Consider the following 26,782-nt stretch of genomic DNA (forward strand, 5'->3'; position numbering starts at 1 on the left):
CTAACTCCTTTTTTATCATCTTTGGAATACGCACACTCCGTGCGCAGGCCCGTGCCAGACAGCCATAACAACCGGATTATCCGCTCCGGCAAAGGGAGGAATGGCTCGCCACTCCCCGTCAGGTAAAACAATCTCTGCGACGTCATCCGTCGCGTTCAGCGTCACCAGCCACGCATCCGAAAGCAGGATTTGCAGACAGGGTATGCCGTGTTGCCACTCTTGCGCGCTTAACGGTTGCGCGTCTTTATTCAGCCAGCGAACGTTGCCGTCGCCCTCTTCCCACCAGCGGTCGGCGGTGAGCGCGGGGATGTGCTGGCGAAGATGGATCAGCGCCGCGGTGAAATGGGTCAGCCCGCTGTTCGCTTCTCCCCAGTCGAGCCAGGTCAGGGTGTTGTCCTGGCAATAGGCGTTGTTGTTGCCGTGCTGGCTGTGGCCGTGCTCATCGCCCGCCAGCAGCATCGGCGTGCCCTGCGACAACAAAAGCGTCGTCAGCAGCGCATGAACGCTGGCGCGTCGCCGCTCGATCACATCCAGACTTCCGCCTAACCCTTCTATACCATGGTTAAAGCTATGGTTATTGTTAGTCCCATCGCGATTCTCCTCGCCGTTTGCCTCATTGTGTTTCTGATTGAAACAAACGCAGTCGCGCAGCGTAAAACCGTCGTGCGCCGTCACCAGGTTAATGGTGGCCGACGGACGTTTGCCGTCACGCTTAAAGAGATCGCTGGAGCCGGCAAAGCGACCGGCAAACTCCCCCAGCGACAGATCGCGCGTCAGCCAGAAGCGGCGGACAGCATCGCGAAAGTGGTCGTTCCACTCGGCAAACAGCGGCGGGAAGTTCCCCACCTGATAACCGCCCTCGCCGATGTCCCAGGGCTCCGCAATCAGCTTCACCTTTGAAAGCACCGGGCAGTTTTTGATGGCCTCAAACAGCGGCGCCTGCTGGCTGAACGCCGGGGTGCGCCCCATCACTGGCGCCAGGTCGAAGCGAAAACCGTCCACGTGGAACGTCTCAACCCAGTATTTCAGGCACTCGTACGCGTAATGCGTAACGGCCGGATGACTGAGGTTGAGGGTGTTACCGCACCCGGTCCAGTTCTCGTAATCGCCGTCGTCCCTGATCCAATAATAGCTACGGTTATCGATTCCGCGCTGTGAGAGCGTCGGGCCGTCAAGATCGCTTTCCGCACTGTGGTTCAACACCACGTCCAGAATGACCTCGATACCCGCCGCGTGAAGCGCTTTCACCGCATCGCGAAACTCATCCCGCGCCTTCTCAGGATTCACCGCATAACGCGGATCGAGGGCGAACAACGCCAGCGGGTTGTAGCCCCAGTAGTTGCTTAACCCGAGACGCTGTAGCCGCGGCTCGCTGGCGAAATGCGCCACGGGCAACAGCTCCAGCGCGGTGATCCCTAAGTGCTTCAGGTACGCGACCATCGTCGGATGCCCAAGCGCTTTGTAGGTGCCGCGCATCTCTTTGGGAATTGACGGGTGCAGATACGTCAGCCCTTTAACGTGGGCTTCATAAATAACGGTGTTGCCCCAAGGCGTACGCGGCGGGGCATCGTCTTCCCAGTCGTAGAGATCGTGCACCACCACGCTTTTGGGCGCGACGGGCGCGCTGTCGCGGTGGTCAGGTTCGCCGTAGCCAACGTGGAACAGCGGGTCATCTTTAAACTCACCGTCCACCCGGTGCGCACAAGGGTCAATCAGCAGCTTCGCCGGGTTAAACCAGTGCCCCTGAGAGGGCTCCCAGGGGCCGTGTACGCGAAAACCGTAGTGCATCCCCGGCCGTCCTCCGGCCAGGTAGCCATGCCAGGTATCCCCCGTGCGCGCCGGTAAATCGTAACGGTGCTCGTTACCTTCCCCGTCAAACACACAGAGTTCCACCCGCTCCGCATGGGCGGAAAAGAGCGTGAAGTTCACCCCCTTTCCGTCAAAACTCGCCCCGAGCGGTTCGGGTTTACCTGCCGTAAGCTGCGTCATTCTCCCTCCCGCACCAGCCAGATTGTGCCAAGCGGCGGCAGCGTCAGGCTCAGGGAGTTCGGACGGCCATGGCTTTCAATGGCATCGCTCTGCACCAGCACGCCGTTACCCGCATTGCTGCCGTGGTAGTGCATGGAGTCGGTATTGAGAATTTCGCGCCATTTGCCCGGCTGGTTAATGCCGAAGCGGTAGTGTTCACGCGGCACTGGCGTGAAGTTGCTGGCGACGATGATCTCGTTACCCGCCTTGTCGCGGCGCGCAAAGACAAACACCGAGCGCTCGTGGTCGTCCACCACCAGCCACTCAAAGCCGTACGGATCAAAGTCCAGCTCGTGCAGCGCTTTGTGGTGGCGATAGGTCAGGTTCAGGTCACGGACCAGACGCTGTACGCCGTGGTGCCAGTTGTCCGCGCCTTCCAGCAGATGCCAGTCAAGGCTGGTATCGTGGTTCCATTCGCGCCCCTGCGCAAATTCGTTGCCCATAAACAGCAGCTTTTTGCCCGGGAAGGCGAACATCCAGCCGTAGTAGGCGCGCAGGTTGGCAAACTTCTGCCACGCGTCCCCCGGCATGCGGTCGAGAATGGATTTCTTGCCGTGCACCACTTCATCGTGCGACAGCGGCAGCATGAAGTTTTCGGTGTAGTTGTAGAGCAGCCCGAAAGTGAGCTTATCGTGGTGATACTGACGATAAACCGGGTCGAGCTTCATGTAGTCGAGCGTGTCGTGCATCCAGCCGAGGTTCCACTTGTACCAGAAGCCCAGTCCGCCCATTGACGGTGGACGGGAAACGCCCGGGAAGTCGGTGGACTCTTCCGCCATGGTCACGGCACCTTCCACCTGCTCCCCGATGATGCGGTTGGTGTTGCGCAGAAACTCAATCGCTTCGAGGTTTTCACGCCCGCCATACTCGTTCGGGATCCACTCACCCTCTTTGCGGCTGTAGTCGCGGTAAATCATCGACGCCACCGCATCGACGCGCAGGGCATCAATGCCGAAACGCTCGATCCAGTACAGCGCGTTCCCGACCAGGTAGTTCGATACTTCACGGCGACCGTAGTTGTAGATCAGCGTGTTCCAGTCCTGGTGATAGCCTTCGCGCGGGTCGCTGTGCTCGTAAAGCTTTGTGCCGTCGAACTCTGCCAGCGCAAAATCATCCGACGGGAAGTGGCCCGGCACCCAGTCGAGGATGACGTTCAGCCCGGCGGCGTGCGCGGCATCGATGAAATAGCGGAAGTCATCGCGCGTACCAAAGCGGCGCGTAGGCGCATACAGCCCGGTTGGCTGATAGCCCCAGCTGCCGTCGAACGGGTGCTCGTTGATCGGCAGCAGTTCCAGGTGCGTAAAGCCCATCCATTTGGCGTACGGCACCAGCTGGTCCGCCAGCTCGCGATAGCTCAGCCAGAAGTTGTTATCGGTGTGGCGACGCCACGAGCCGAGATGCACTTCATAGACGGAGATCGGCGCATCAAAGCGGTTAGCCTGCTTGCGCTCTTCCGTCTGGACAACCTTCTCCGGCAGGCCGCAAATCAGCGAGGCGGTATTCGGGCGCAGTTCGGCCTCAAAGGCGTACGGGTCAGATTTAATGCGCAGCTTGCCGTTGGCATCGATCATCTCGAATTTGTAGAGCTGACCGTTGTGCGCGCCGGGGATAAACAGCTCCCAGATGCCGGTTTCCCGGCGCAGGCGCATGGGGTGACGACGACCGTCCCAGTAGTTGAACTGCCCGACAACGGAGACGCGCTGGGCGTTTGGCGCCCATACGGCAAAACGCGTGCCGGTGATACCGTCCATGGTATCCGCATGGGCACCCAGCGTTTCGTAAGGGCGTAAATGGGTCCCTTCGGACAGCAGCCAGGCGTCCATCTCTTTTAAAAGCGGGCCGAAGCTATAGGGATCGTCAATCAGGTTTTGCTGACCGTGCCAGATAACGGCAAGCTGATAACGAAAAGGATTTTTACGGCGGGGCATGACGCCCGAGAAGAAGCCACGCGAGTCGAGGCATTCCAGATTACCCACCTTGCGGCCGGTTTTGGGTTCGATAACCCACACTTCTGTTGCATCCGGTAACAGCGCACGAACTTCCAGTCCGGCCTCTGTACGGTGCATCCCTAGCACAGAAAAGGGGTCGGCAAAGTGACCCGCAATAAGCGCATTAATCACGTCTCTCGAAATACGATCGGACATGGTATTCATCCTGTTTTTTTATGTCGCCCTTTTTACGCGCTCCGGGACGACTTTTAATGTGACCTAAACGGTGCAGTTAATCCTCTCTGCTCCGCCCTACCCTCAGGTGAGAAATAAATCTTCCTTAAAGCATAGCCAACGTCGTGGGTCCTCCTGATAAAAAATAAGACATCTGCGTTTTACTCCATGTAGTACGCAAAAAAAGGGGGTGACAATCACCCCCCGTGTTTAACAAATTATTACGCCAGCTGGCGCAGCATGCGGCGCAGCGGCTCGGCGGCACCCCACAGAAGCTGGTCGCCAACGGTGAACGCGGAGAGGTACTCCGGCCCCATGTTCAGCTTGCGCAGGCGGCCAACCGGGGTGGTCAGCGTGCCGGTGACGGCTGCCGGGGTCAGTTCGCGCATGGTGATATCGCGATCGTTTGGCACCACTTTCGCCCACGGGTTATGCGCGGCCAGCAGCTCTTCCACGGTCGGAATAGACACATCTTTTTTCAGTTTAATGGTGAAGGCCTGGCTGTGGCAGCGCAGCGCGCCGATACGCACGCACAGACCGTCAACCGGAATGGTGTTCGCGGTGCCGAGGATTTTGTTGGTCTCAGCCTGGCCCTTCCACTCTTCGCGGGTCTGGCCGTTATCCAGCTGTTTGTCTATCCACGGGATCAGGCCGCCGGCCAGCGGTACGCCGAAGTTATCCACCGGCAGCTCGCCGCTGCGGGTGAGCTGAGTGACTTTACGCTCGATATCGAGGATCGCGGACGCCGGGTCTGCCAGCTCGGCAGCGACGCTCTGGTGCAGCTGGCCCATCTGGGTCAGCAGCTCGCGCATATGACGCGCGCCACCGCCGGACGCCGCCTGGTAGGTCGCCACGGAGACCCACTCCACCAGATCCTGTGCGAACAGACCGCCGAGAGACATCAGCATCAGGCTGACGGTGCAGTTACCGCCAACAAAGGTTTTCACGCCGTTGTTCAGGCCGTCGGTGATGACGCCCTGGTTAACCGGGTCGAGAATAATGATGGCATCGTCTTTCATGCGAAGCGAAGAGGCCGCGTCAATCCAGTAGCCCTGCCAGCCGCTTTCACGCAGCTTCGGATAGATTTCGTTGGTATAATCGCCGCCCTGGCAGGTCACAATAATGTCGAGTGCCTTCAGCGCCTCCAGGTCGTAAGCATCCTGCAACGTGCCTGTGGTACCCCCAAAGGACGGTGCAGCCTGGCCGAGCTGGGAAGTGGAGAAGAAGACCGGGCGGATGGCGTCGAAATCGCGCTCTTCAACCATGCGTTGCATGAGTACAGAGCCGACCATACCGCGCCAGCCGATAAAACCAACGTTTTTCATAGCATTTTTTCCTGCAAGGGGTGTGTGCTGATTGTGCAAGCCAGTATTGAACTGGGATATGCTTCACATTACAAAATGCTGCCAAAGTCGCAAGCGAAATTAATCGATGATTGCCCGGCAATCAGAAAAAGTGCTAATCATCGCAATGACCACAATAAGTATCAGGGATAATTTAAGATGAGTGAAATCATTTCCGCAGCGGTTTTATTGATCCTGATTATGGATCCGCTCGGTAATCTGCCGATCTTCATGTCGGTGCTGAAGCACACCGAGCCGAAGCGCCGTCGGGCGATCATGATCCGCGAGCTGCTCATCGCCCTGCTGGTGATGTTTATCTTCCTGTTCGCCGGTGAAAAAATTCTCGCTTTCCTGAACTTACGCGCCGAAACGGTCTCCATTTCCGGCGGGATCATTTTGTTCCTGATTGCCATTAAGATGATTTTCCCGAGCGCGGAGGGCAGCAGCAGCGGCCTGCCTGCGGGTGAAGAGCCGTTTATCGTGCCGCTGGCGATTCCGCTGGTCGCCGGGCCAACGATTCTGGCCACGCTGATGCTGCTGTCGCATCAGTATCCGAATCAGATGAGCCATCTGGTGATTGCCCTGCTGATCGCCTGGGGCGGGACGTTTATTATCCTGTTGCAGTCGTCGCTATTCCTGCGCCTGCTGGGTGAGAAAGGGGTGAACGCGCTGGAGCGCCTGATGGGGCTGATTCTGGTAATGATGGCAACGCAGATGTTCCTGGACGGGATACGGGCGTGGATGAAAGGATAGATAAAAGCAAAACGGCAATCCTTGATTGCCGTTTTTAGTGTTTGCTCCCTCTCCCCGTGGGAGAGGGAGAAAATCGGGATCAGCTCAGCAGCGTAAACGCAATCATCCCGACAACCGCACCCGTCGTGCCGAGGATGGTTTCCATCAGCGTCCAGGTTTTCAGGGTTTGCGCTTCGGTTGCGCCGGTAAATTTACCGAACAGCCAGAAGCCTGCATCGTTCACGTGAGACACCACAATCGAGCCACCCGCGATACAGATAGAGAGCGCCGCCATCTGTGCGCCGGAGTAGTTCAGCTGTTCAATCACCGGCATTACCAGACCCACGGCGGTTAAGCACGCCACGGTCGCGGAGCCCTGAATGATACGCACCGCCGCGGCCAGCACAAAGCAGGTGACCGCAATCGGCAGGCCCATTCCGGTCAGCGCTTCGCCCAGCGCCGGGCCAACGCCGGAATCCACCAGCACCTGCTTGAACACGCCGCCCGCCCCGATCACCAGCAGGATAATCCCCGCCGGTTGCAGCGCGGCGCCGCAAATCTCCATCACGCGGTCTTTCGGCATGCCCTGACGCATTGCCAGGCCGTAAATCGCGACCAGACACGCCACCAGAATCGCAGTGAACGGATGACCAATAAATTCGAACCATTCGTAAGCGGTTGACCCCACCGGCACAAAGCGTGCAGCGATGGTTTTCAGGCCCACCAGCACCAGCGGCAGCAGGATCAGCGACAGACTGAAGCCGAAGGACGGCATTTTACCCTCGCCCAGGTGCGGCTCGGTGATGTCGTCCGGAATGTGCAGCTCAACGTAACGGCTGATGAAGTTTCCCCACAGCGGACCGGCGATAATCATCCCCGGGATCGCCGCACACAGGCCAATCAGGATCATCCAGCCAAAGTCAGCATGCATCTGGGAGGCCAGCAGCATCGGCGCAGGCCCCGGCAGCAGGAACGCCGCCGCAGCCGCCACGCCCGCAAACAGCGGAATGACCAGCTTCACGAGGTTAGTACCAGTATGGCGCGCCATGGAGAACGCCACGCTTATCAGCAGCACAACGGCCACTTCAAAGAACAGCGGCAGCGCGCAAATCAGACCGGCCAGACCAATCGCGTAGTGCGCACGGCTGTGCCCGAAGGATTTCAGCATCTTGACGGCAATCTGATCGACCGCGCCCGTCTCGTGCAAAATCTTGCCAAACATCGCGCCCAGTGCCACCACAATGGCCAGGAAGCCGAGCGTGCCGCCCATCCCTTTTTCCATCGTCGCCGCGATTTTGTCGAGCGGCATGCCGGAAAAGAGACCAGCACCAATAGAAACCACCATCAAAGCAACGAAGGCGTGCATACGTGCCTTCATCACTAAAAACAGCAGCAGCAATACGGAACCCACTGCTGTCAAAACTAGCGTTAATGTACTCAAAACTTACTGCCTTTTATTAATAACCTCGATGGTGCTGGCAACAACACCTTCCAGCGGCTGATCGATATCAACCACTAAGACATCCTGCTCGTCAGCACCCGGCTCCTGCAACGCTTCGAACTGCGTTACCAGCATCTGGGTTTTAAAGAAGTGGCCTTTACGGGCCTTCAGGCGGCTTTCAATCACCCCGAAATCGCCTTTCAGGTAGATGAAAGAGAGGTTCGGGTTGCCGTCGCGCAGCAGGTCGCGATAGGTTTTTTTCAGCGCGGAACAGACGATCAGGGAGACTTTATTGGTGCGCTGCATCGCGAACGCGGCGTCATTCAGCGCCTGCAACCACGGTTTGCGGTCGTCGTCGTTCAGCGGCTCGCCGGAAGCCATTTTCATGATGTTGCTACGCGGATGGAGGAAGTCACCATCAAGAAACGCAGCCTGGAGTTGATGCGCCACTTCGCTCGCCACGGCAGATTTACCGCTACCGGACACGCCCATCAGGACGTAAACGTGGTGATCGTGATTAGTCGTGCTCAAAGGGTGTCCCTCAGTCAATTGTTACGGGTAACAGTTATCGGTAACATTGTCCTGCCGGGGCATAAGAGAAGCAATATCCAAACGTGCGCGAAGTGAATAAGTGTGAGCTACTTCAAATTTGTCGGATTAAATAGATCCACCCGGTGACAAGGTGAAACCTAAATCTAACATTTTAGGGGTAACTGCCTCACCACGAATGCGCGCCAGCAGGCGTTCTGCACCAATGCGGCCCATGCGTTCACGCGGGGTCAGGACGCTCGCCAGACGCGGCTCCATCACCTGGCCAATGTCGTGGCCGTGGAAACCGGCAATCGCCATATCATCCGGGATTTTTAAACCCAGACGCTGGCACTCAAACGCCGCGCCGACCGCAAGGTCATCGTTGGTACAGAAAATACCGTCCAGTTGCGGATACTCGCGTCGCGCCTGACGCATCAGCTCAATACCCGACGTGTAAGAAGAAGATTGCTCCACCATCACGCTGTACGGGGTTAAACCGGCGTCGAGCATCGCCTGCTCGTATCCCTTCTGTTTGATGATAGTACGTTCATCCAGACGCGCACCCAGATAGGCCACATGGCGATGACCGCGGGCGATGATCGCCGCCGTCATCTGACGCGCCGCTTCAAAGTTATCGAACCCCACGGCGATGTCGAGGCACGGCGACTGGCTGTCCATCAGCTCCACCACCGGAATGCCTGCCACTTCAATCATTTTCAGCGTGCGCGGGGTGTGAGTACGTTCCGTTAAAATCAGGCCGTCGATGTTCCAGGAAAGCATCGATTCAAGACGTTCCTCTTCCAGTTCCGGCTTGTACCCGTAGTGGGCGAGCATGGTCTGATAGCCAAACGCATCGGTGACGCTTTCGATGCCACGCAGCACTTCGGCGAATACCTGGTTGGTTAAGGAAGGAAGCAGGACACCCACCGCACGGCTGGTCGCATTGGAGAGAATATCGGGCGCGCGGTTGGGGATATAACCCAGTTCATCAAGGGCGGCGGCAATCTTGCCACGCAACGCCACGGAAACCTGTTCCGGGTTACGTAAAAAACGGCTGACCGTCATTTTGGTCACACCGACGCGATCGGCGACATCCTGAAGTACGGGGCGTTTCTTTTTCATCGTCCTGAGAAATCTTGAAGTGAGAGATTTGCTCAGTTTATCACGGACAAAGCTCAACCTTCCCCGTTTAAAGGGAAGGTTGAGAAATTATTTAGACCGGCGGCAGGTCAAACAGCAGAATTTCACTTTCGCTGTCGGCATGCACGGAGAGCGCCTGCTCATCCCAGACGGCCAGACCATCGGCGGTTGTCGCTTTGGTGCCATTGATGGACACCTCCCCTTTCACCACCTGGATCCACACGCGGCGGTTGGCGGCGATCTGGTGCACAGACTGTTCATCTTTCGCCAGCGCCCAGCGGTACAGCTCCATATCCTGATGCACTTTCAGGGAACCTTCACGCGCATCCGGCGAGAGCACCAGCTGTTTGCCCTGTTTCGCGTCGAAGCGGCGCTGCTCGTAGCGTGGCGTGATGCCGGTCTCTTCTGGAATGATCCAGATTTGATACAGGTGCAGTTTTTCCGTTTTGCTCGGGTTGTACTCAGAGTGACGCACCCCGGTCCCCGCGCTCATAATCTGGAACTCGCCCGCCGGAACCTGCTCTTTGTTGCCCATGCTGTCCTGGTGCTCAACCGCCCCTTCCAGCACATAGGTCAGGATTTCCATGTCTTTGTGCGGGTGGGTACCGAAGCCCTGGCCTGCATCAATCACGTCATCGTTAATCACGCGCAGTGCGGAGAAGCCCATGAAGTTCGGGTCGTAGTAGTCGGCAAACGAGAATGAATGCCATGAGTCCAGCCAGCCATGATTCGCGTGACCACGTTCGTTTGCTTTGCGTAAGTAGATCATTGTTTTCACCCTCAGTTCGTTTCGATGGAGTAAGTGTGGACGCAAACGCCCTGGGATCATAGAGGGTGAAAATTGACTCCTCTGTTCAAAAATTGTGAACAAGCGCAGAGGAGCCGTTTTTGCTTATTTCGCGAGGGTTACCGTGGCAGGAGAAGCCTGTTCGAAGGCCCGTTCGAGGATTTCCAGGTTGGTCAGAACGTCAGATTCCTTGACGTAATTCGCCGTGCCGTTTGTGAGGGTCTCAAACAGCGCATCATAGACGCGTCCATAGTCGCCCGTTTCCGGCTTCAGCTCTTCCCTGACCGTCACGCCCTCGTCGTTCACGTACTCCAGCACGCCCACGGAATCATCTGCCGCAAAGCCCGGTTCACCCGGCATGATATTGGCCTTCAGGCTGGTCTCCTGCTGGTCAATGCCGTACTTGATAAAGGAGCCTTTCTTGCCGTGAACGATAAATTTCGGGTAGTCGATTTTCACCAGATGGCTGGTTTTCACGATGGCTTTGAGATCGCCGTAGAACAGCTGTGCTTCAAAGGTATCGTCCGGGTTGGCCTTATTGCGCAGGCTGCGGATGTCATACGCCACGTGGTCCGGGCGGCCAAACAGGGAAATAATCTGGTCCATGGTGTGCACGCCCAGACCGTAGAACGACCCGTCCTGCGGCAGTCCGGGCTGGGTTTCCGCCACCGGGCGGTAGTAATCGAAGTGGCTTTCGATTTCCACGATCTCGCCGAGTTTGCCGCTCTCAATCGCCTTTTTCGCCGTCAGGAAGCAGCTGTCAAAGCGTCGGTTCTGGTACGGCGTGACGGTCAGGCCTTTGCTTTTCGCCAGCGCAAAGAGTTCCTTCGCTTCGGCGATGGTCGGAGTGAACGGTTTTTCCACCAGCACGTTTTTACCTGCTTCCAGCGCGCGTTTCGCGTAGTCAAAGTGGCTGTCGGCGTGGGTACAGACCACCACCAGCTTCACCTGCGGATCATTTAACACTTCATCAAGATCGCTGGTGAAATGAATATGGGAATACTGCGGAGACTGTTCTTCCGGCTTCGCGCTGCGGCGGTAGATATGAGCGACGTGCCAGGTCTCTTTACGGTTGAGAACATACGGAAGGTGGTAACGCGTGGTGCTTTTGCCAAATCCAATAAATGCGCAGTGTAGTGTCATGGCTCAGTCCTTTTTCGAAGGTTGCTGAGTCTAACCATAACAAAAAAAAAGCCAGCTAAAAGCTGGCTAAAGTAATACTGGAAGCAATGTGAGCAATGTCGTGCTTTCAGGTTCCCGTAGGAGGTCTTCCTGAACGCAGAGCAATAATAATCATTCTCATTCGCACTTGTCCAACACTTTTTGCAAAAAATAGCGATTGACTCAACTTTTAAAGTCACTGATGTTGGAGGGGACTTTTAACTGACTGAGGAACAAGGAATGAGTGAGATAGTGATACGCCACGCTGAACCGAAAGATTACGACGCCATTCGTCAGATCCACGCCCAGCCGGAGGTGTACCACAACACGCTACAGGTTCCTCATCCTTCAATGGAAATGTGGCAAATGCGGCTAGGCGAACAGCCGGGCATTAAACAGCTGGTTGCCTGCATTGATGATATCGTGGTCGGCCACCTCACCATTGATGTCGCCCAGCGACCACGCCGCAGCCACGTTGCCGATTTCGGTATATGCGTTGGCGCAGAGTGGCATAACCGCGGCGTGGCCAGCGCGCTGATTCGCACCATGATCGATATGTGCGACAACTGGCTGCGCGTCGACCGCATCGAGTTAACGGTGTTTGTGGATAACGAACCGGCAATCGCGGTGTACAAAAAGCACGGGTTTGAGATTGAAGGCACCGGCAGGCGCTATGCCCTGCGCAACGGCGAGTATGTGGATGCGTATTATATGGCGAGGATGAAGTAATGAGTTGCCGGGTGGCGGCTTCGCCTTACCCGGCCTACGTCCGTGCCGTTGTAGGCCCGGTAAGCGCAGCGCCACCGGGCAACAAAATCAATACCCCGCCGTTAAATCATCCACCGAACGCGGGTCCGACGCGCCAAACAGCGCGCCATCCGGTCCGACCATAATGCTCTGGGTGCTGCCCATCGCCTCCTTCACCGCCACCTTCTGCCCGCGCTGCTCAAGCAGCTTGAGGGTGTCCGGGCTAAAGCCCTTCTCCACGCGCAACTCGTCCGGCAGCCACTGGTGATGGAAACGCGGCGCATTGGTCGCTTCGGCGACGTTCATCCCAAAGTCGATGCTGTTCACCACCATTTGCAGTACGGTGGTGATAATCCGGCTCCCGCCAGGGCTGCCGGTCACCAGCCAGGTTTTGCCGTCTTTCACCACAATGGTGGGCGACATGGATGATAGCGGGCGCTTCTTCGGCCCTACCGCATTCGCATCGCCGCCGACCAGGCCGTAGACATTCGGCACGCCCGGCTTGGCAGAAAAATCATCCATCTCGTTGTTCAGCAAAATACCGCTGTTGCCCGCCACAATCCCGGTGCCGAAAGTGGTGTTAAGCGTGTACGTCACCGCCACCGCGTTACCGTCTTTATCTACCACCGAGAAGTGGGTGGTCTGGTTACTTTCATACGGTGCCAGCTTGCCAGGGCGGATCTCGCTCGACGGCTTAGCCTTGTTGATGTCGATCTCGTCGGCAATGGATTTGGCGTACGCCTTGTTGGTCAGCGCCTGCCACGGCACCTTCACGAAGTCCGGGTCGCCGAGGTATTCCGAGCGGTCAGCGTAGGCGCGCTTTTCCGCCTCGGCCATCACCTGCATGGCATCCGCGCTGCCGAAGCCGAACTTGTGCATATCGAAGTTTTCCAGAATATTGAGGATCTGCACGATGTGAATGCCCCCGGAAGACGGCGGCGGCATGGAGAAGACCTCGTAGCCGCGATAGGTGCCGCTAATCGGCTCGCGCTCCACCGCCTTATATTCCGCCAGATCCGCTTTGGTGATCAGCCCGCCGTTCTTCTGCATCTCATCCGCAATCTGATCGGCAATCGGCCCCTTATAGAAGGCATCCGGACCGTTTTCGGCAATCAGTTCGAGACTTTTTGCGAGGTTCTTCTGCACCAGCTTATCGCCCTTCTTCAGCGGCTCGCCGTCTTTCCAGAAGATAGCCTTGCTGTTCTCATGATTGGGAATAACTTCGCTGCCGTAGGTTTTGAGGTCGTCCGCCAGCGCGTCGTTGACGACGAAGCCGTCGCGCGCCAGCCTGATGGCAGGCTGCACCACTTTATTCAGCGGCAGCGTGCCGTATTTTTCCAGCGCCAGCGAGAAGCCCGCAACGGTGCCCGGCGTGCCGGAGGCAAGGTGCGAGGTCAGGGATTTTTTACTGTCCGGATTACCCTGATCGTCGAGGAACATATCGCGGGAGGCCTGGTTCGGCGCCATCTCACGGAAGTCGATGGCTGTGGTTTTACCGTCTTTCGTGCGCAGCATCATAAACCCGCCGCCGCCCAGGTTCCCCGCCTGTGGATGCGTCACCGCCAGCGCATATCCCACCGCGACCGCCGCATCCACCGCGTTACCGCCCTGTTTAAGAATATCGACGCCCACCTGCGTTGCCAGCGCGTCAACCGAGGCCACCATGCCGTGCGTCGCCCGCACGGGGTGAAAAACATCCTCCTCCACGCCGTAAGAGACCGGTGGAGCGGCGGGCGGGTTGGCCGCCACGGTAAATGTGCCGCCTGCCATCAGCGCAGCGATGGCGACCCAGCGCAAAAAGGTTGGTTTCATCATTATTGTTCTCCAGGTGAAGGGGCCCATATTCCCCGCTTAAGCCTGGTTCACAACTCTTAAAAAATCATCGTTATGCAGGAATGAGGATAAACTTAAGAGAAGCCTCAAAGGAGGAGATAACCATGAAACGATTACTGATCCTGACCGCGCTGCTTCCGTTCGCCGCGCTCGCACAGCCAATCAACACCCTGAACAACCCGAACCAGCCGGGCTACGTCATTCCGAGCCAGCAGCGTATGCAGACGGAGATGATGAGCCAGCAACAGCAGCAGAAAGGGATGCTCAATCAGCAGTTAAAGACGCAGACCCAGGTGCAGCAGCAGCACCTGCAAAACCAGATGAATACCAACACCCAGCGCGTACAGCAGGGCCAGATGCTTGAACAGCCGCTGCCTAATACAAACGGTGGGATGTTAGGAGGCGGAGTATCGCAAAGCAGCGGTCAGCAGCACATGCTGCCGACCCAGCAGAACGGCAGTATGCTTAATAAATAAAGTTCGGCCCGATCTGGTCAATCGCATCGGTACAGATGCTGTCCACGCCCCAGCGCAGCAGCTCGGCTGCACGCTGGGGTTTGTTGACGGTATACACCAGGATATGCAGACCGGCCTCCTTCAACAGCGTCACGCGCGCTTCATCCAGCAGCTTATGGTTGAGGTGGATCGACACGCAGCCTAAGCGGGTCGTCAGCGCGCGCCAGTCTTCTCGCCACGCATCCAGCAGCAGCCCGCGCGGCAACTCCGGAACGGCGGCCTGTGCGGCTTCCAGCGCGTCGATATCAAACGACGACAGCAGCGGCGCGGTCATCCCTTCCCACAGCTCACGCGCGGCAAGGGCAATCACTTTACCCGTCAGCGGCCCGGTGCCGGTGGTCGGTTTGATTTCAATATTGGCCATCATACCGTGTTGACGACAGCGGTCCGCCACTTCCGCCAGCAGCGGCAGCGGTTCGCCTTTGAATTCGCCGCTGAACCAGCTTCCGGCGTCCACCTTCAGCAGGTCACGCCACGGCAGTTCACCCGCCACGCCCCAGCCGTTGCTGGTGCGTTCGAGGTTGTCGTCGTGCAGCAGGAAAATTTCGCCGTCCTTCGAGAGCTTGGCGTCGAACTCGATCATCGTGTGGCCGTAGCGTGCGCCAACGTCAATTGCCGCCAGGGTGTTTTCCGGCGCCAGTTTACCGCCACCACGGTGGGCGACGATGTGGGGGTAAGGCCAGTTGCTCATACTCGTTGTCCTGTTTCACCGTCAAATAAGTGCAGGTGATTTTCCGGCATATGCAGCCACAGCGTGCTGCCTGCTTTCGGGCGCTCCTGATGCGGCAGACGCACTACCAGCTTTTGCTCGCCCCAGCGTCCGTGCGCCAGGTTGTCTGCGCCCAGCATCTCCAGCGTGTCCATCACCAGCGGCACGCCGCCGTCCGCCTGAGACGTCAAACCAATATGTTCGGGGCGGATACCAAGCGTCATCTTACGCCCGGCGTAGCCACGATAGTACCAGTTGATCGGCAACGCCATCCCGCTTTCCAGCTCGAAGTGGGTTCCCGCCGCATTGATCCGCCCGTCCAGCAGGTTCATCGCCGGGCTGCCGATAAAGCTCGCCACAAAACGGCTGGCCGGTTTTTCGTATACCTCCACTGGGGTGCCAATCTGCTCGGCGATGCCTTTGTTCATCACCATCACGCGCTGGGCGAGGGTCATGGCTTCAACCTGATCGTGGGTCACATAGAGGGACGTGGTTCCCAGCCGCCGATGCAGCTGCTGTAGCTCAAGACGCATCTGCACGCGCAGTTTGGCGTCGAGGTTTGACAGCGGTTCGTCGAACAGAAATACCGCCGGATCGCGCACGATGGCGCGCCCCATTGCCACGCGCTGGCGCTGGCCGCCGGAGAGCTCGCGCGGGCGACGCTTGAGCAGGCCGTCCAGCTCCAGAATGCGCGCGGCCTCTTTCACGCGCTCCTCGATATGGCCTTTGCCCATACCGCGAATTTTCAGCCCCCAGGCCATGTTCTCTTCCACGCTCATGTGCGGATAGAGGGCGTAGTTCTGGAATACCATCGCGATGCCGCGATCTTTGGGTTCCATCTCGGTAACGCGCTGGCGGTCAATCCAGATATCCCCGGACGTCACACGCTCCAGCCCGGCCACCATACGCAGCAGGGTGGATTTTCCGCAGCCGGACGGGCCGACCATCACGATAAATTCCCCGTCCGCCACGTCAAGCGTCAGCGGCTGAATGACCTGGGTTTTGCCGTCCCAGCTTTTGGTTACTGCCTGTAATTTTAAACCTGCCATCTTATTTCTCGCTATCGACCAGGCCGCGGACAAACGCGCGCTGCATGGCTAAAACAATGACTACGGGTGGGATAAGGGTGAGCAGCATCGCCGCCATCACCTGGTTCCAGAGGGTGGTGCCTTCGCCGGTGGCGATCATGCCTTTGATGCCTGCCACGGCGGTGCCGAGGTTGACGTCCTGAACGATCAGCAGCGGCCACAGATACTGGTTCCAGCCGTAGATAAAGGTGATCACAAACAGCGCCGCGAGATTTGTTTTCGACAGCGGCAGCACGATGTCGCGGAAGAAGCGCATCGGCGAGGCCCCGTCAATGCGCGCGGCTTCAATCAGCTCATCCGGCAGGGTCATAAAGAACTGGCGAAACAGGAAGGTGGCGGTCGCCGAGGCCATCAGCGGCAGGGTCAAGCCCGCGTAGCTGTCGAGCATCTTCAGGTTGGCGATCACCTCCACCGTCGGGAAGATACGCACCTCCACCGGCAGCATGAGGGTGATGAAAATCATCCAGAAAAACAGGTTACGCAACGGAAAGCGGAACCAGACGATGGCGAAGGCCGACAGCATCGACACGGTGATTTTGCCGACGGTGATACCGAACGCCATGATGAAACTGTTGAGCATCATCAGCCAGAACGGCGCGCTGTTAGCGCCCACGCCCTGCGTCCAGATAGTCTTCATGTTCTCGAACAGATGCGTGCCTGGGATCAGCGTCATCGGCGTGTCGAACACCGCTTTGGTGTCCAGCGTGGCGGCGACGAAGGCCACGTACAGTGGGAACAGGATGACGAGGATGCCCAGGATTAGCAGGGTATGGCTGAAAATCGTCAGCCCGCGACGGTTCTCAATCATTGGTAGCGCACCTTACTTTCGACATAGCGGAACTGCACCACCGTGAGGATGATGACGAGGAACATCAGCACGACCGACTGTGCAGCAGAGGCTGAGAGATCAAGCCCGGCAAAGCCCTCGCGGTAGATCTTGTAAATCAGCGTGGTGGTTGCCTGCACCGGGCCGCCCGCGGTGGCGGCGTCGATCACCGGGAAGGTGTCGAAGAAGGCGTACACCAGGTTCACCACCAGCAGAAAGAAACTCACCGGGGCGATCAGCGGCAGCGACAGCCGGAAGAAGCGGCGCACCGGCCCTGCGCCGTCGATGGCGGCGGCCTCCACCAGCGAACGCGGGATAGACTGTAGCGCGGCAAAGAAAAACAGGAAGTTATAGCTGATCTGCTTCCACACCGAGGCGAACACCACCAGGAACATCGCCTGACCGCTATTCTGGGCGTGGTTCCAGTCATAGCCAAACTCACCCAGGAAGTGGGTAATCAGCCCGCGGCCCGGGTTAAACAGGAAGATCCACAGCACGGCGGCCACGGCGGGAGCCACGGCGTAGGGCAGCAGCATCAGGGTCTGATACAGACGGCTGCCCCGTACTACGTAATCCACCAGCGCGGCGAAAAACAGCGACGCGACAAGACCGCTGACGGTGACCAGCGCGCTGAATTTGATCGTCGTCCAGAAGGAATCCAGGTAGTAGCTGTCGTGGAACAGCGCGGTAAAGTTGTCCAGCCCGACAAACTGGCTGGAAAGCCCGAACGGATCGACGCTTTGTACCGAGTACCACAGCGCTTCGCCCGCAGGCCAGATAAAGAAGATGACGGTGATGACCAGCTGCGGCGCGACCAACAGGTACGGCAGCCAGCGGGAACGGAACACCGGACGGGATGATGACATAGGTTAGCTCAGGTTGGTTTCCCCTCACCCCGTCCCTCTCCCAAAGGGAGGGGGATATGTTCCCTCTCCCTTTGGGAGAGGGTTAGGGTGAGGGCAAAAAGATTAAGACTTCGTCGACTGCTCAAAGCGGCGCAGCAGCTGATTCCCGCGCTCTACCGCGGAATCCAGCGCCTGCTGTGGCGTTTTCTTCCCGGTCCAGACGCTTTCCAGCTCTTCATCGACGATGGTGCGGATCTGCGGCATGTTGCCCAGACGCAGGCCTTTGGTGAACGGCAACGGCGGCTTGTTCAGCATCTGACGCGTCGCGATATCCGCGCCCGGGTTCTTGCTGTAGAAGCCCTGCTCGCGGGTCAGGTCGTACGCGGCTTTGGTGATCGGCAGGTAGCCGGTCTTCTGGTGCCACTCGGCGGCGTTTTCCGGCTTCGCCAGGAAGTCGAGGAACTCGGCCACGCCTTTGTAGGTGCCGTTGTCTTTACCCTGCATCACCCACAGGCTCGCCCCGCCGATGATGGCATTCTGCGGCGCGCCTTTGACGTCAGCGTCGTACGGCATCATGCCCACGCCGTAATTGAATTTGGCGTAGTGACGGATGTCTGCCAGCGAGCCAGATGAGGCGGTGGTAATGGCGCAATCGCCGTTGTAGAACTTCTCGGTGGATTCGTCTTTACGCCCGAAGTAGCTGAAGTCACCCTTCTTGTTGAGTTCTTCCAGCAGCGCGATGTGCTTCACCTGCTCCGGCTTGTTGAACTCCAGTACCGCGTCGGTGCCGTCGAAGCCGTTGTTTTTGGTCGCCACCGGCAGGCCGTGCCAGGCGCTGAAGTTTTCGATCTGGATCCAGCCCTGCCAGCCGCTGGCGTAGCCGCACTTCATTCCCGCCGCTTTCAGCTTCGCGGTGTATTCGGCCAGGTCCTGCCAGGTTTTTGGCGGCTGCTCCGGGTCTAAACCGGCTTTCTTGAAGGCGTCTTTGTTGTAGTACAGCACCGGCGTGGAGCTGTTAAACGGCTGAGACAGCAGATGTCCGCTTTTGGAATCCGTATAGTATCCCGCCACGGTTGGCACAAACTGGGACTCGTCAAAGTTAATGCCCGCCTCTTTGAACACCTCGTACACCGGCTTGATGGCTTTGGAGGCCATCATGGTCGCGGTGCCCACTTCATAAACCTGTAACAGTGCAGGCGCGTTGCCGGTACGGAAGGCGGCGATGCCCGCGCTCAGGCTCTGCTCGTAGTTGCCTTTGTACACCGGCACAATTTTGTAATCCGGATGGGTGTCGTTGAAACGCTGCGCCAGGGAGTCAACTTCTTTACCCAACTCCCCTTCCATGGAATGCCAGAACGGAATGGTCGTCACAGCCATTGCGTTCGTCGCAAAAGCCAGACCCAATGCCAGACCCAAAGCTGTGTGTCGTAACGATGTCATTGTCATCTCTCTTATTGTGCCGGATGCGCGATATCACGCGTTTTATGCTCGCGAGGTAACATGACATGCTCGAATGACAGAAAAATAACTGTTTACTTACAAAATGATGACACTCGTAAGGCGACTGCATGGCGAAAGTATGATGAATCCGTGAAGGAATGATGGCGGCCTGCCCGGCCGCCGGAGAGTCTATGGGCGCTCGTACAGCGCCTGTTCCCGACGCTGCTCGCGCCGCTCGCGTTCACGCTGGAGATCTGATTTTTCATCTTCCCATGCGGGGCAGACCGCACTGCTAAACACTTCACATGGGATCTCCTGTGCAAGCGGATTATCGTTTTTTTCATGCCAGATAGAGGGATCCCGCGGGTCGAATTTGGATTCAGCGGTAGCTGCTGGGACTGCGGTCAGAAACACAACACCGGACAATATGCCAGGAACGAAACCTCTCATCTGTACTCCTTGTTCTTTAACGTGATTGATAACTATTCGCGATAATAACATAACGCAAAAAAAAGGAGCCAGTGGCTCCTTTTCGATTTGATGACGCAGAGAGGGGTTAACCTCCCAGATACGCGCTCCGCACCGCTTCGTTCGCCAGCAGCGCATCGCCGGTATCGGAGAGCACCACGCGCCCGTTCTCCAGCACATAGCCGCGGTCAGCGAGCTTCAGCGCCTGGTTGGCGTTCTGTTCGACGAGGAAGATGGTCATCCCCTCTTTGCGCAGCTGCTCAATGGTGTCGAAAATCTGCTGGATGATGATGGGCGCAAGACCGAGCGACGGTTCATCCAGCAACAGCAGACGCGGCTGGCTCATCAGCGCGCGGCCAATCGCCAGCATCTGTTGCTCGCCGCCGGACATGGTGCCCGCGCGCTGAATACGACGCTCCCACAGGCGCGGGAAGAGTTCGTACACCCACTTGATGCGGGTCTGGTATTCATCCCGGTGGGCGAAGAAACCGCCCATCGCCAGATTCTCTTCCACCGTCATGCGGGAGAATACGCGACGCCCTTCCGGGACAATCGCCACCGCTTCACGCATGATTCTGGCGGTCTGCCAGTCGGTAATGTCTTTACCATCAAACACAATCCGCCCGCTGGTGGCGCGCGGGTCGCCGCACAGGGTGCCGAGCAGCGTGGTTTTGCCCGCGCCGTTAGCCCCAATCAGGGTGACGATTTCGCCCTGATTGATATGCAGGCTGACATCGTGCAGCGCCTGAATTTTGCCGTAGTGCGCGTTGACCTTGTCGAACGTTAACATCGCTTTTTCCATCTTATGCCTCACCAAGGTATGCGCGGATCACGTCCGGGTTGTTGCGGATCTCTTCCGGCGTGCCGTTTGCCAGCGGCGTGCCCTGGTTTACCACGTAGATACGGTCCGAAATGCCCATCACCAGCTTCATGTCATGCTCAATCAGCAGGATGGTGGTGTCGTGATGGTCGCGCAGCTCGGCAATCAGCTCGTCCAGCTCTTTGGTCTCTTTCGGATTGAGACCTGCCGCTGGTTCGTCGAGCATCAGGATCTCCGGCTGCGTCACCATGCAGCGCACAATCTCCAGGCGACGCTGATCCCCGTAAGCGAGGTTGCTCGCCTGACGGTTGGCGTGCTGGAGCAGGCCGATACGGTCGAGCCAGGTCGCGGCGCGATCGAGCGCCTCTTCCTGCGTGCGGCGGAAGGCCGGGGTTTTCAGCAGGCCGGAGAAGAGGCCGGTTTTCAGCTGCTGATGTTGCGCCACCAGCAGGTTCTCAATCACCGTCATCTCGCGGAACAGACGCACGTGCTGGAAGGTACGCACCACGCCCATGCGGGCAATCTGCTGGCCCGGCAGCCCTTCAAGATGCTGATCGCGCAGCATGATGGTGCCGCCCGTCGGCTTGTAGAAGCCGGTCAGGCAGTTGAAGACCGTGGTTTTTCCCGCGCCGTTCGGGCCAATCAGGGAGACAATCTCTTTCTTGTGCAGATCCAGATTCACATTGTTGACCGCCAGCAGGCCGCCAAAACGCATCATCAGGCCGTTAACGGATAATAAAGGCTTCATGCCTGCTCTCCTTTCGCCTGTGTGCGTTTCAGCTTCAGCTGTGGACGGGTCATCGGCAGGAGACCCTGCGGACGCCAGATCATCATCAGCACCATCAAACCACCCAGCATTAACATGCTGTATTCGTTAAAGTCGCGCATCAGCTCGCGGGAGACCACCAGCAGGATAGCCGCGAGGATCACGGCGAACTGCGAGCCCATTCCGCCGAGCACCACAATCGCCAGCACGAAGGCCGATTCGGCAAAGGTGAACGATTCCGGGCTGACGAAGCCCTGACGCGCGGCAAACAGCGTTCCGGCGAAACCGGCAAACGCGGCGCTGATGGTAAATGCGGTCAGCTTGATGCGGGTCGGGTTCAGGCCCAGGGAGCGGCAGGCGATCTCATCTTCACGTAGCGCTTCCCATGCGCGGCCCAGCGGCATGCGCAGCAGACGGTTGATCACAAACAGCGTAATCACCACCAGCAGCAGCGCCACCAGATAGAGCCAGATCACGCGGTCGGACGGATCGTATTTGATGCCAAAGAAGTTGCTGAAGGTATCCCAGCCGCCTTCGCGGGCGGTACGGCTGAACTCCAGGCCGAAGAAGGTCGGTTTCGGGATCTGGCTGATGCCGTTCGGACCGCCGGTCACTTCGGTATTGTTGAGCAGCAGGATACGGACGATTTCGCCGAAGCCTAAGGTCACAATCGCCAGGTAGTCACCGCGCAGGCGCAGCACCGGGAAGCCGAGCAGGAAGCCCGCCGCGGCAGAGACCAGCCCCGCAAGCGGCAGACAGGTCCAGAAGCCGAGGCCGTAATAGTGGTTCAGCAGCGCGAAGGTGTACGCGCCGATGGCGTAGAACCCGCCGTAGCCCAGCACCAGCAGGCCAGACAGCCCCACCACCACGTTCAGACCCAGCCCCAGAATCACGTAGATCATGGTCAGGGTGGCAATATCCACCGTCCCGCGCGATACCATAAACGGCCACGCCACGGCAGCCACCAGCAGCGCCACAAGGAACAGCTTCTGTTTCACGGTTGTACCGTCGATCGCCGGCAGGACGAATTTCGGCCCGGAGACGTTTTTCAGCGTCTTCTGGAACAGCGGACGCAGCAGCTGGAACAGGAACACCACAGCGGTGCCGATAAACACCCACTGCCAGCGGATGTCGGGGGCGGTATCCACCACCAGCTTCGTGCCGTCCAGCCCTAACTGGACGCCCATAAAGACGCCCGCCAGGACGAAGAACATGGCGGCAGAGAGCAGCGCCATCGCAAAATGCATCGGTTTCATACTTTCTCTACCTCCGGACGGCCCAGAATACCGGTAGGCATCACCAGCAGAACCAGAATCAGCAGGGCAAACGACACCACATCTTTATATTCGGTGCTCAGATACGCAGAGGAGAGCGCTTCGGCCACGCCCAAAATCAGGCCGCCGATCATCGCGCCCGGAATGCTGCCGATGCCGCCCAGTACCGCTGCGGTGAAGGCTTTCATCCCGGCCATAAAACCGATGTACGGGTTGATTACGCCGTAGAACTGACCGAGCAACACGCCAGCCACCGCCGCCATCGCTGCGCCGATCACGAAGGTCAGGGCAATCACGCGGTCGGTGTTGATCCCGAGCAGGCTCGCCATCTTCAGATCTTCCGCGCAGGCGCGGCAGGCGCGTCCCATGCGGGAGTAGCGGATGAACAGGGTCAGGGCCAGCATCGCAATAAAGGTCACAACCCAGATTACCAGCTGCATGGTGGTGACAGAGGCGGAGAAGTTTTCGCTGGCCCCCACAATCCACTGGCCGTTAAACAGGCTTGGCAGCGCCACGTCGCGTGAACCTTCAGTCAGGCTGACGTAGTTTTGCAGGAAAATGGACATCCCGATGGCGGAGATCAGCGCGATCAGGCGCTTGGAGCTGCGCACCGGTCGGTAGGCTACCCGTTCGATACTCCAGCCGTAGGCGCTGGCGATCACAATCGCGCCGACAAACCCAGCGGCTACCAGCAGCCAGCTGCTGTCGATGCCCATCATCATCAGCGCGGCGATGATCATAAAGGAGACGTAGCTACCGATCATGTACACCTCGCCGTGGGCGAAGTTAATCATGCCGATAATGCCGTAAACCATCGTGTAGCCGATGGCGATCAGCGCGTAGGTGCTTCCCAGCGTGACGCCGTTAAACATCTGCTGCAAAAAGTAGAGAAACTGCTCGGACATATGCAAACCTTTTTATACCCGCCCGGTGAGCCGGGCGGTGGGATGATTATCTGGCGACCGAGGACGAACCGTCGGCGTGCCACTTAAAGACACCAAATTCAAATCCCTTCAGATCGCCTTTCTCATCCCAGTTCAGCGGCCCAATCACGGTGTTCGCCCCGTGCGCTTTTAAATCTTTCACCAGATCCAGCGGTTCTTTGCTGCCGGTACGGTCCAGCGCGGTGGCCAGAGACTGCACGGCCGCGTAGGTGATCCAGACGTACGGACCACTTGGATCTTTCTTCTGCGCCTTGAGCGCATCCACGATAACCTTATTCGCCGGATCCTGGTCATAGCGTTTTGGCATCGTCACCAGCATGCCTTCGGCAGAATCCCCCGCGATGTTGGACAGGGAGGCATTGCCCACGCCCTCTGGCCCCATGAACTGGGTTTTCAGGCCGGTGGCGCGCGCCTGGCGCAGCATCTGCCCCATTTCCGGGTAGTAGCCGCCGTAGTAAACGAAGTCGATATTCTCTTTTTGCAGGCGGGCGATCAGCGCGGAGAAGTCTTTTTCACCGGCGGTAATGCCGTCGAAGAAGACGATGTTCGCCCCGCCTTTTTTCAGGCCGTCCTGTACGGAACGCGCCAGGCCTTCGCCGTACTGCTGTTTATCATGAATGATGGCGATACGCTGCGGCTTAACGGTTTCGAGGATGTATTTGGCGGCGGTTGGCCCCTGAGAGGAGTCCAGACCGGCGGTACGCATGATGTGCTGGTAGCCGCGCTGGGTCAGTTCCGGGTTGGTGGCGCCCGGGGTGATCATCAGAATGCCTTCGTCTTCGTAGATATCAGACGCAGGCTGCGTGGAAGAGGAACACAGGTGCCCTATGACGTACTGGATACCGTCGTTAACAATTTTGTTGGCGACCGCGACGGCCTGTTTTGGATCGCAGGCGTCGTCATACTCCACGCCCACCAGCTTGTCGCCTTTGATCCCGCCTTTGGCGTTGATATCTTTGATGGCCTGACGCGCGCCGTTGAACTCCATGTCACCCCACTGGGCAACAGGGCCGGACATCGCCCCCACTACCGCAACTTTAATGTCGTCTGCCATAGCGGCATGCGAGATCGACAGTGCGACCATCCCCGCGATTAACGTCTTCGCGTTCCTTTTCATCTCTGAATCCCCATTCGTGATGTCGTGTTTATATTTTGTTTTATTATGGTTAAAAAGCATTCTGTACTTTTAATGAACAACGCTATTTTTACCAGTGCCTTTAATGGTTTAGCGCAGTTTTTTGTCAAAAACCAGACTAATATCTCTATTTTTCAGGCGATTAAGCAAAGATAATATTCTGAAATCAGGCGGAGATAAACAAATAAAAGCGCAGTTGGCAGCATAAAATAACGGTACAAAGCGCCGAATAAATCACTGCCCTTCAGGTTAAAATTCTGCTTATTTTTCGATCCATGTGTTTTCAAACTGCGCATTACGCTGTCAAAAAACTAATCACCTGGTAAATGGGAAGAAAAAGAGAAAGCGCCTGAGCAAATAAATTGAGTACACTGGCCCTACTCTTTTTGATTTGGACAAGCAGCTAATGAAACTGACTATCGTGCGTCTGGTGACCTTTAGCGACCAGGATCATATCGACCTGGGCAAGATCTGGCCGGAATATTCCCCTTCATCGCTGGCCGTCGATGAAAACCACCGCATCTATGCCGCGCGTTTTAATGAACGTCTGCTGGCCGCCGTCCGCGTAACGCTGAGCGGCACGGAAGGGGCGCTGGACTCCCTGCGCGTGCGCGACGTGACCCGTCGTCGCGGGGTCGGGCAGTATTTGATTGAAGAGGTGATCCGCGAAAACCCGAGCGTAACCTCCTGGTGGATGGCCGACGTGGGCGTGGAGGATCGCGGCGTGATGGCAGCGTTTATGCAGGCGTTAGGGTTTACGGCGCAGTCGAACGGGTGGGAGAAGCGCTAGATCTGTGCGGCCTGATACCCTCACCCCGGCCCTCTCCCTAAGGGAGAGGGAGAAAACCGGGTAATCCCCTCTCCCCGTGGGAGAGGGTTAGGGTGAGGGCATCAACCCGCACCAGCATTATTTGGCATCAGTAGCAGTGCCATTGGCATGCCAGTCAAACACGCCGAACTCGAAGCCCTTCAGGTCGCCCTTCTCATCCCAGGACAGCGGTCCCATCACGGTTTCCACCGAGTTCGCTTTCAGCCAGGTGGCAATCTCCGCCGGATCGGCTGACTGGTTCAGGCCCGCTTGCAGAGACTGCAACGCTGCGTAGGTGGTCCAGACGAACGCACCGCTTGGATCCTGTTTCTTCGCCTTGATGGCATCGACAACAGGTTTGTTCGCAGGCACCTGGTCGTAGTTCTTCGGCTTGGTCACCAGCAGACCTTCAGCGGATTCACCCGCGATGTTAGACAGGGAAACGTTCGCGACACCTTCTGGCCCCATGAACTGCGTCTTCAGACCCGCCGCACGCGCCTGACGCAGGATCTGCCCCATTTCCGGGTGGTAGCCGCCGTAGTAAACGAAATCGATGTTTTCTTTCTTCAGACGCGCGACCAGGGTCGAGAAGTCTTTCTCACCGGCGGTGATACCGTCAAAGAACACCACGTTGGCGTTCGCTTTTTTCAGGTTATCCTGCACCGCACGGGCCAGGCCTTCGCCGTACTGCTGTTTGTCATGAACAATCGCGATGCGCTGCGGCTTCACTTTTTCCACGATGTATTTCGCGGCGGTTGGCCCCTGATCGGAGTCCAGACCGGTGGTACGCAGGATCAGCTTATAGCCGCGCGCGGTCAGCTCTGGCGCCGTCGCGGCCGGCGTGATCATCAGAATGCCTTCGTCTTCGTAGATGTCAGACGCGGGCTGGGTGGAAGAGGAGCACAGGTGACCAATAACGTATTTGATCCCGTCGTTTACCACTTTGTTCGCCACCGCGACCGCCTGTTTCGGGTCACAGGCATCGTCATATTTTACGATTTGCAGCTTTTCGCCCTTGATGCCGCCCTTAGCATTAATGTCTGCAACCGCCTGTTCCGCGCCCGTAAATTCCTGGTCGCCGTACTGTGCTACCGGACCGGACATTGCGCCCACCACGGCCACTTTAATATCGGCCTGCGCCATGGCGCTGAATGCCAACGCGATACATCCTGCCAGTAACGCTTTACCCTTCATGTTCATCCTGAGATTCCCCATTATTATGGTTATAACGATTGTTGT

The 26,782-nt window shown here is 57.8% G+C and carries 25 protein-coding genes; 4 read left to right on the forward strand and 21 right to left on the reverse strand.

Features of this window, described 5'->3' with window-relative positions; translation table 11 throughout:
• Positions 1-15: 15 nt before the first annotated feature.
• From glgX to asd, 3 genes are all read right to left on the reverse strand, one after another.
• On the reverse strand, positions 16-1,989 hold the full coding sequence (glgX, locus tag ACOTZD_RS18375; protein ID WP_171854113.1) for a glycogen debranching protein GlgX: 1,974 nt from the start codon (positions 1,987-1,989) through the stop codon (positions 16-18).
• Entirely contained in the window at positions 1,986-4,172 is a 2,187-nt protein-coding gene (gene glgB / locus ACOTZD_RS18380; RefSeq protein WP_174402177.1) for a 1,4-alpha-glucan branching enzyme, read from the reverse strand. Before glgB ends, glgX begins: the two co-directional genes overlap by 4 nt.
• A gap of 239 nt (positions 4,173-4,411) precedes the next feature.
• Positions 4,412-5,515 carry an aspartate-semialdehyde dehydrogenase gene (gene asd / locus ACOTZD_RS18385; protein ID WP_003861575.1) on the reverse strand — a complete coding sequence of 368 codons (1,104 nt, stop codon included), beginning with the start codon at positions 5,513-5,515 and terminating at the stop codon, positions 4,412-4,414.
• Positions 5,516-5,692: 177 nt separating this feature from the next.
• On the opposite strand from asd, the gene yhgN reads away from it, so the two are divergent.
• On the forward strand, positions 5,693-6,286 hold the full coding sequence (yhgN, locus tag ACOTZD_RS18390; RefSeq protein WP_003861574.1) for an NAAT family transporter YhgN: 594 nt from the start codon (positions 5,693-5,695) through the stop codon (positions 6,284-6,286).
• Positions 6,287-6,365: 79 nt separating this feature from the next.
• On the opposite strand, the gene gntU is transcribed toward yhgN, so the two are convergent.
• From gntU to ACOTZD_RS18415, 5 genes are all read right to left on the reverse strand, one after another.
• On the reverse strand, positions 6,366-7,706 hold the full coding sequence (gene gntU, locus ACOTZD_RS18395; RefSeq protein ID WP_003861572.1) for a gluconate transporter: 1,341 nt from the start codon (positions 7,704-7,706) through the stop codon (positions 6,366-6,368).
• A 3-nt stretch (positions 7,707-7,709) separates the two neighbouring features.
• The gene (gene gntK / locus ACOTZD_RS18400) at positions 7,710-8,237 is read right to left on the reverse strand and encodes a gluconokinase (RefSeq protein ID WP_003861569.1); all 528 of its coding nucleotides are present in this window, start codon (positions 8,235-8,237) and stop codon (positions 7,710-7,712) included.
• Positions 8,238-8,363: 126 nt separating this feature from the next.
• Positions 8,364-9,359 (reverse strand): gluconate operon transcriptional repressor GntR, encoded by a 996-nt coding sequence (gene gntR, locus ACOTZD_RS18405; RefSeq protein WP_003861567.1) that lies wholly within the window; start codon positions 9,357-9,359, stop codon positions 8,364-8,366.
• 91 nt (positions 9,360-9,450) lie between these two features.
• Positions 9,451-10,146, reverse strand: coding sequence for a pirin family protein (locus tag ACOTZD_RS18410; protein WP_003861565.1), 696 nt, complete (start codon positions 10,144-10,146; stop codon positions 9,451-9,453).
• A 123-nt stretch (positions 10,147-10,269) separates the two neighbouring features.
• A complete protein-coding gene (locus ACOTZD_RS18415; RefSeq protein ID WP_003861563.1) occupies positions 10,270-11,307 on the reverse strand; it encodes an oxidoreductase in 1,038 nt (345 codons plus the stop codon).
• 258 nt (positions 11,308-11,565) lie between these two features.
• On the opposite strand from ACOTZD_RS18415, the gene yhhY reads away from it, so the two are divergent.
• Entirely contained in the window at positions 11,566-12,054 is a 489-nt protein-coding gene (gene yhhY, locus ACOTZD_RS18420; RefSeq protein WP_003861561.1) for an N-acetyltransferase, read from the forward strand.
• Positions 12,055-12,141: 87 nt separating this feature from the next.
• On the opposite strand, the gene ggt is transcribed toward yhhY, so the two are convergent.
• The gene (ggt, locus tag ACOTZD_RS18425; RefSeq protein ID WP_072201895.1) at positions 12,142-13,887 is read right to left on the reverse strand and encodes a gamma-glutamyltransferase; all 1,746 of its coding nucleotides are present in this window, start codon (positions 13,885-13,887) and stop codon (positions 12,142-12,144) included.
• 122 nt (positions 13,888-14,009) lie between these two features.
• On the opposite strand from ggt, the gene ACOTZD_RS18430 reads away from it, so the two are divergent.
• The gene (locus ACOTZD_RS18430) at positions 14,010-14,381 is read left to right on the forward strand and encodes a DUF2756 family protein (protein ID WP_003861557.1); all 372 of its coding nucleotides are present in this window, start codon (positions 14,010-14,012) and stop codon (positions 14,379-14,381) included.
• Here ACOTZD_RS18430 and ugpQ read toward each other — a convergent pair.
• The 11 genes from ugpQ to livK form a co-directional block, all read right to left on the reverse strand.
• Positions 14,371-15,111, reverse strand: a complete 741-nt coding sequence (ugpQ, locus tag ACOTZD_RS18435; protein ID WP_045336146.1) for a glycerophosphodiester phosphodiesterase — start codon at positions 15,109-15,111, stop codon at positions 14,371-14,373. The genes ACOTZD_RS18430 and ugpQ overlap by 11 nt on opposite strands.
• Complete coding sequence (locus tag ACOTZD_RS18440) at positions 15,108-16,178, reverse strand: sn-glycerol-3-phosphate import ATP-binding protein UgpC (RefSeq protein WP_003861554.1); 1,071 nt, start codon at positions 16,176-16,178, stop codon at positions 15,108-15,110. Before ACOTZD_RS18440 ends, ugpQ begins: the two co-directional genes overlap by 4 nt.
• A gap of 1 nt (position 16,179) precedes the next feature.
• On the reverse strand, positions 16,180-17,025 hold the full coding sequence (gene ugpE / locus ACOTZD_RS18445) for a sn-glycerol-3-phosphate ABC transporter permease UgpE (RefSeq protein ID WP_023314971.1): 846 nt from the start codon (positions 17,023-17,025) through the stop codon (positions 16,180-16,182).
• Complete coding sequence (gene ugpA / locus ACOTZD_RS18450; protein ID WP_003861551.1) at positions 17,022-17,909, reverse strand: sn-glycerol-3-phosphate ABC transporter permease UgpA; 888 nt, start codon at positions 17,907-17,909, stop codon at positions 17,022-17,024. The genes ugpE and ugpA overlap by 4 nt, the downstream gene beginning before the upstream one ends.
• A 102-nt stretch (positions 17,910-18,011) precedes the next feature.
• Positions 18,012-19,328 carry a sn-glycerol-3-phosphate ABC transporter substrate-binding protein UgpB gene (gene ugpB / locus ACOTZD_RS18455; RefSeq protein WP_112017682.1) on the reverse strand — a complete coding sequence of 439 codons (1,317 nt, stop codon included), beginning with the start codon at positions 19,326-19,328 and terminating at the stop codon, positions 18,012-18,014.
• A 189-nt stretch (positions 19,329-19,517) separates the two neighbouring features.
• Entirely contained in the window at positions 19,518-19,778 is a 261-nt protein-coding gene (locus ACOTZD_RS18460) for a hypothetical protein (protein ID WP_174402176.1), read from the reverse strand.
• 106 nt (positions 19,779-19,884) lie between these two features.
• Entirely contained in the window at positions 19,885-20,598 is a 714-nt protein-coding gene (gene livF, locus ACOTZD_RS18465; RefSeq protein WP_022651964.1) for a high-affinity branched-chain amino acid ABC transporter ATP-binding protein LivF, read from the reverse strand.
• A 1-nt stretch (position 20,599) separates the two neighbouring features.
• On the reverse strand, positions 20,600-21,364 hold the full coding sequence (gene livG / locus ACOTZD_RS18470; RefSeq protein WP_003861544.1) for a high-affinity branched-chain amino acid ABC transporter ATP-binding protein LivG: 765 nt from the start codon (positions 21,362-21,364) through the stop codon (positions 20,600-20,602).
• Positions 21,361-22,638 (reverse strand): high-affinity branched-chain amino acid ABC transporter permease LivM, encoded by a 1,278-nt coding sequence (locus tag ACOTZD_RS18475; protein WP_003861542.1) that lies wholly within the window; start codon positions 22,636-22,638, stop codon positions 21,361-21,363. The genes livG and ACOTZD_RS18475 overlap by 4 nt, the downstream gene beginning before the upstream one ends.
• Positions 22,635-23,561, reverse strand: coding sequence for a high-affinity branched-chain amino acid ABC transporter permease LivH (livH, locus tag ACOTZD_RS18480; protein ID WP_003861540.1), 927 nt, complete (start codon positions 23,559-23,561; stop codon positions 22,635-22,637). Before livH ends, ACOTZD_RS18475 begins: the two co-directional genes overlap by 4 nt.
• A 46-nt stretch (positions 23,562-23,607) precedes the next feature.
• Positions 23,608-24,717, reverse strand: a complete 1,110-nt coding sequence (gene livK / locus ACOTZD_RS18485) for a high-affinity branched-chain amino acid ABC transporter substrate-binding protein LivK (protein WP_003861537.1) — start codon at positions 24,715-24,717, stop codon at positions 23,608-23,610.
• Positions 24,718-25,141: 424 nt separating this feature from the next.
• Here livK and panM point away from each other — a divergent pair, with 424 nt between their 5' ends.
• Positions 25,142-25,525: an aspartate 1-decarboxylase autocleavage activator PanM gene (gene panM, locus ACOTZD_RS18490; protein WP_023314973.1), complete on the forward strand. Its 384-nt coding sequence runs from the start codon at positions 25,142-25,144 to the stop codon at positions 25,523-25,525.
• A gap of 117 nt (positions 25,526-25,642) precedes the next feature.
• On the opposite strand, the gene livJ is transcribed toward panM, so the two are convergent.
• A complete protein-coding gene (gene livJ, locus ACOTZD_RS18495) occupies positions 25,643-26,743 on the reverse strand; it encodes a branched chain amino acid ABC transporter substrate-binding protein LivJ (RefSeq protein ID WP_003861530.1) in 1,101 nt (366 codons plus the stop codon).
• Positions 26,744-26,782: the final 39 nt, after the last annotated feature.

This window comes from Enterobacter cloacae complex sp. SHL022 (assembly GCF_049237785.1).
Taxonomy (GTDB): Bacteria; Pseudomonadota; Gammaproteobacteria; order Enterobacterales; family Enterobacteriaceae; genus Enterobacter; species Enterobacter hormaechei_C.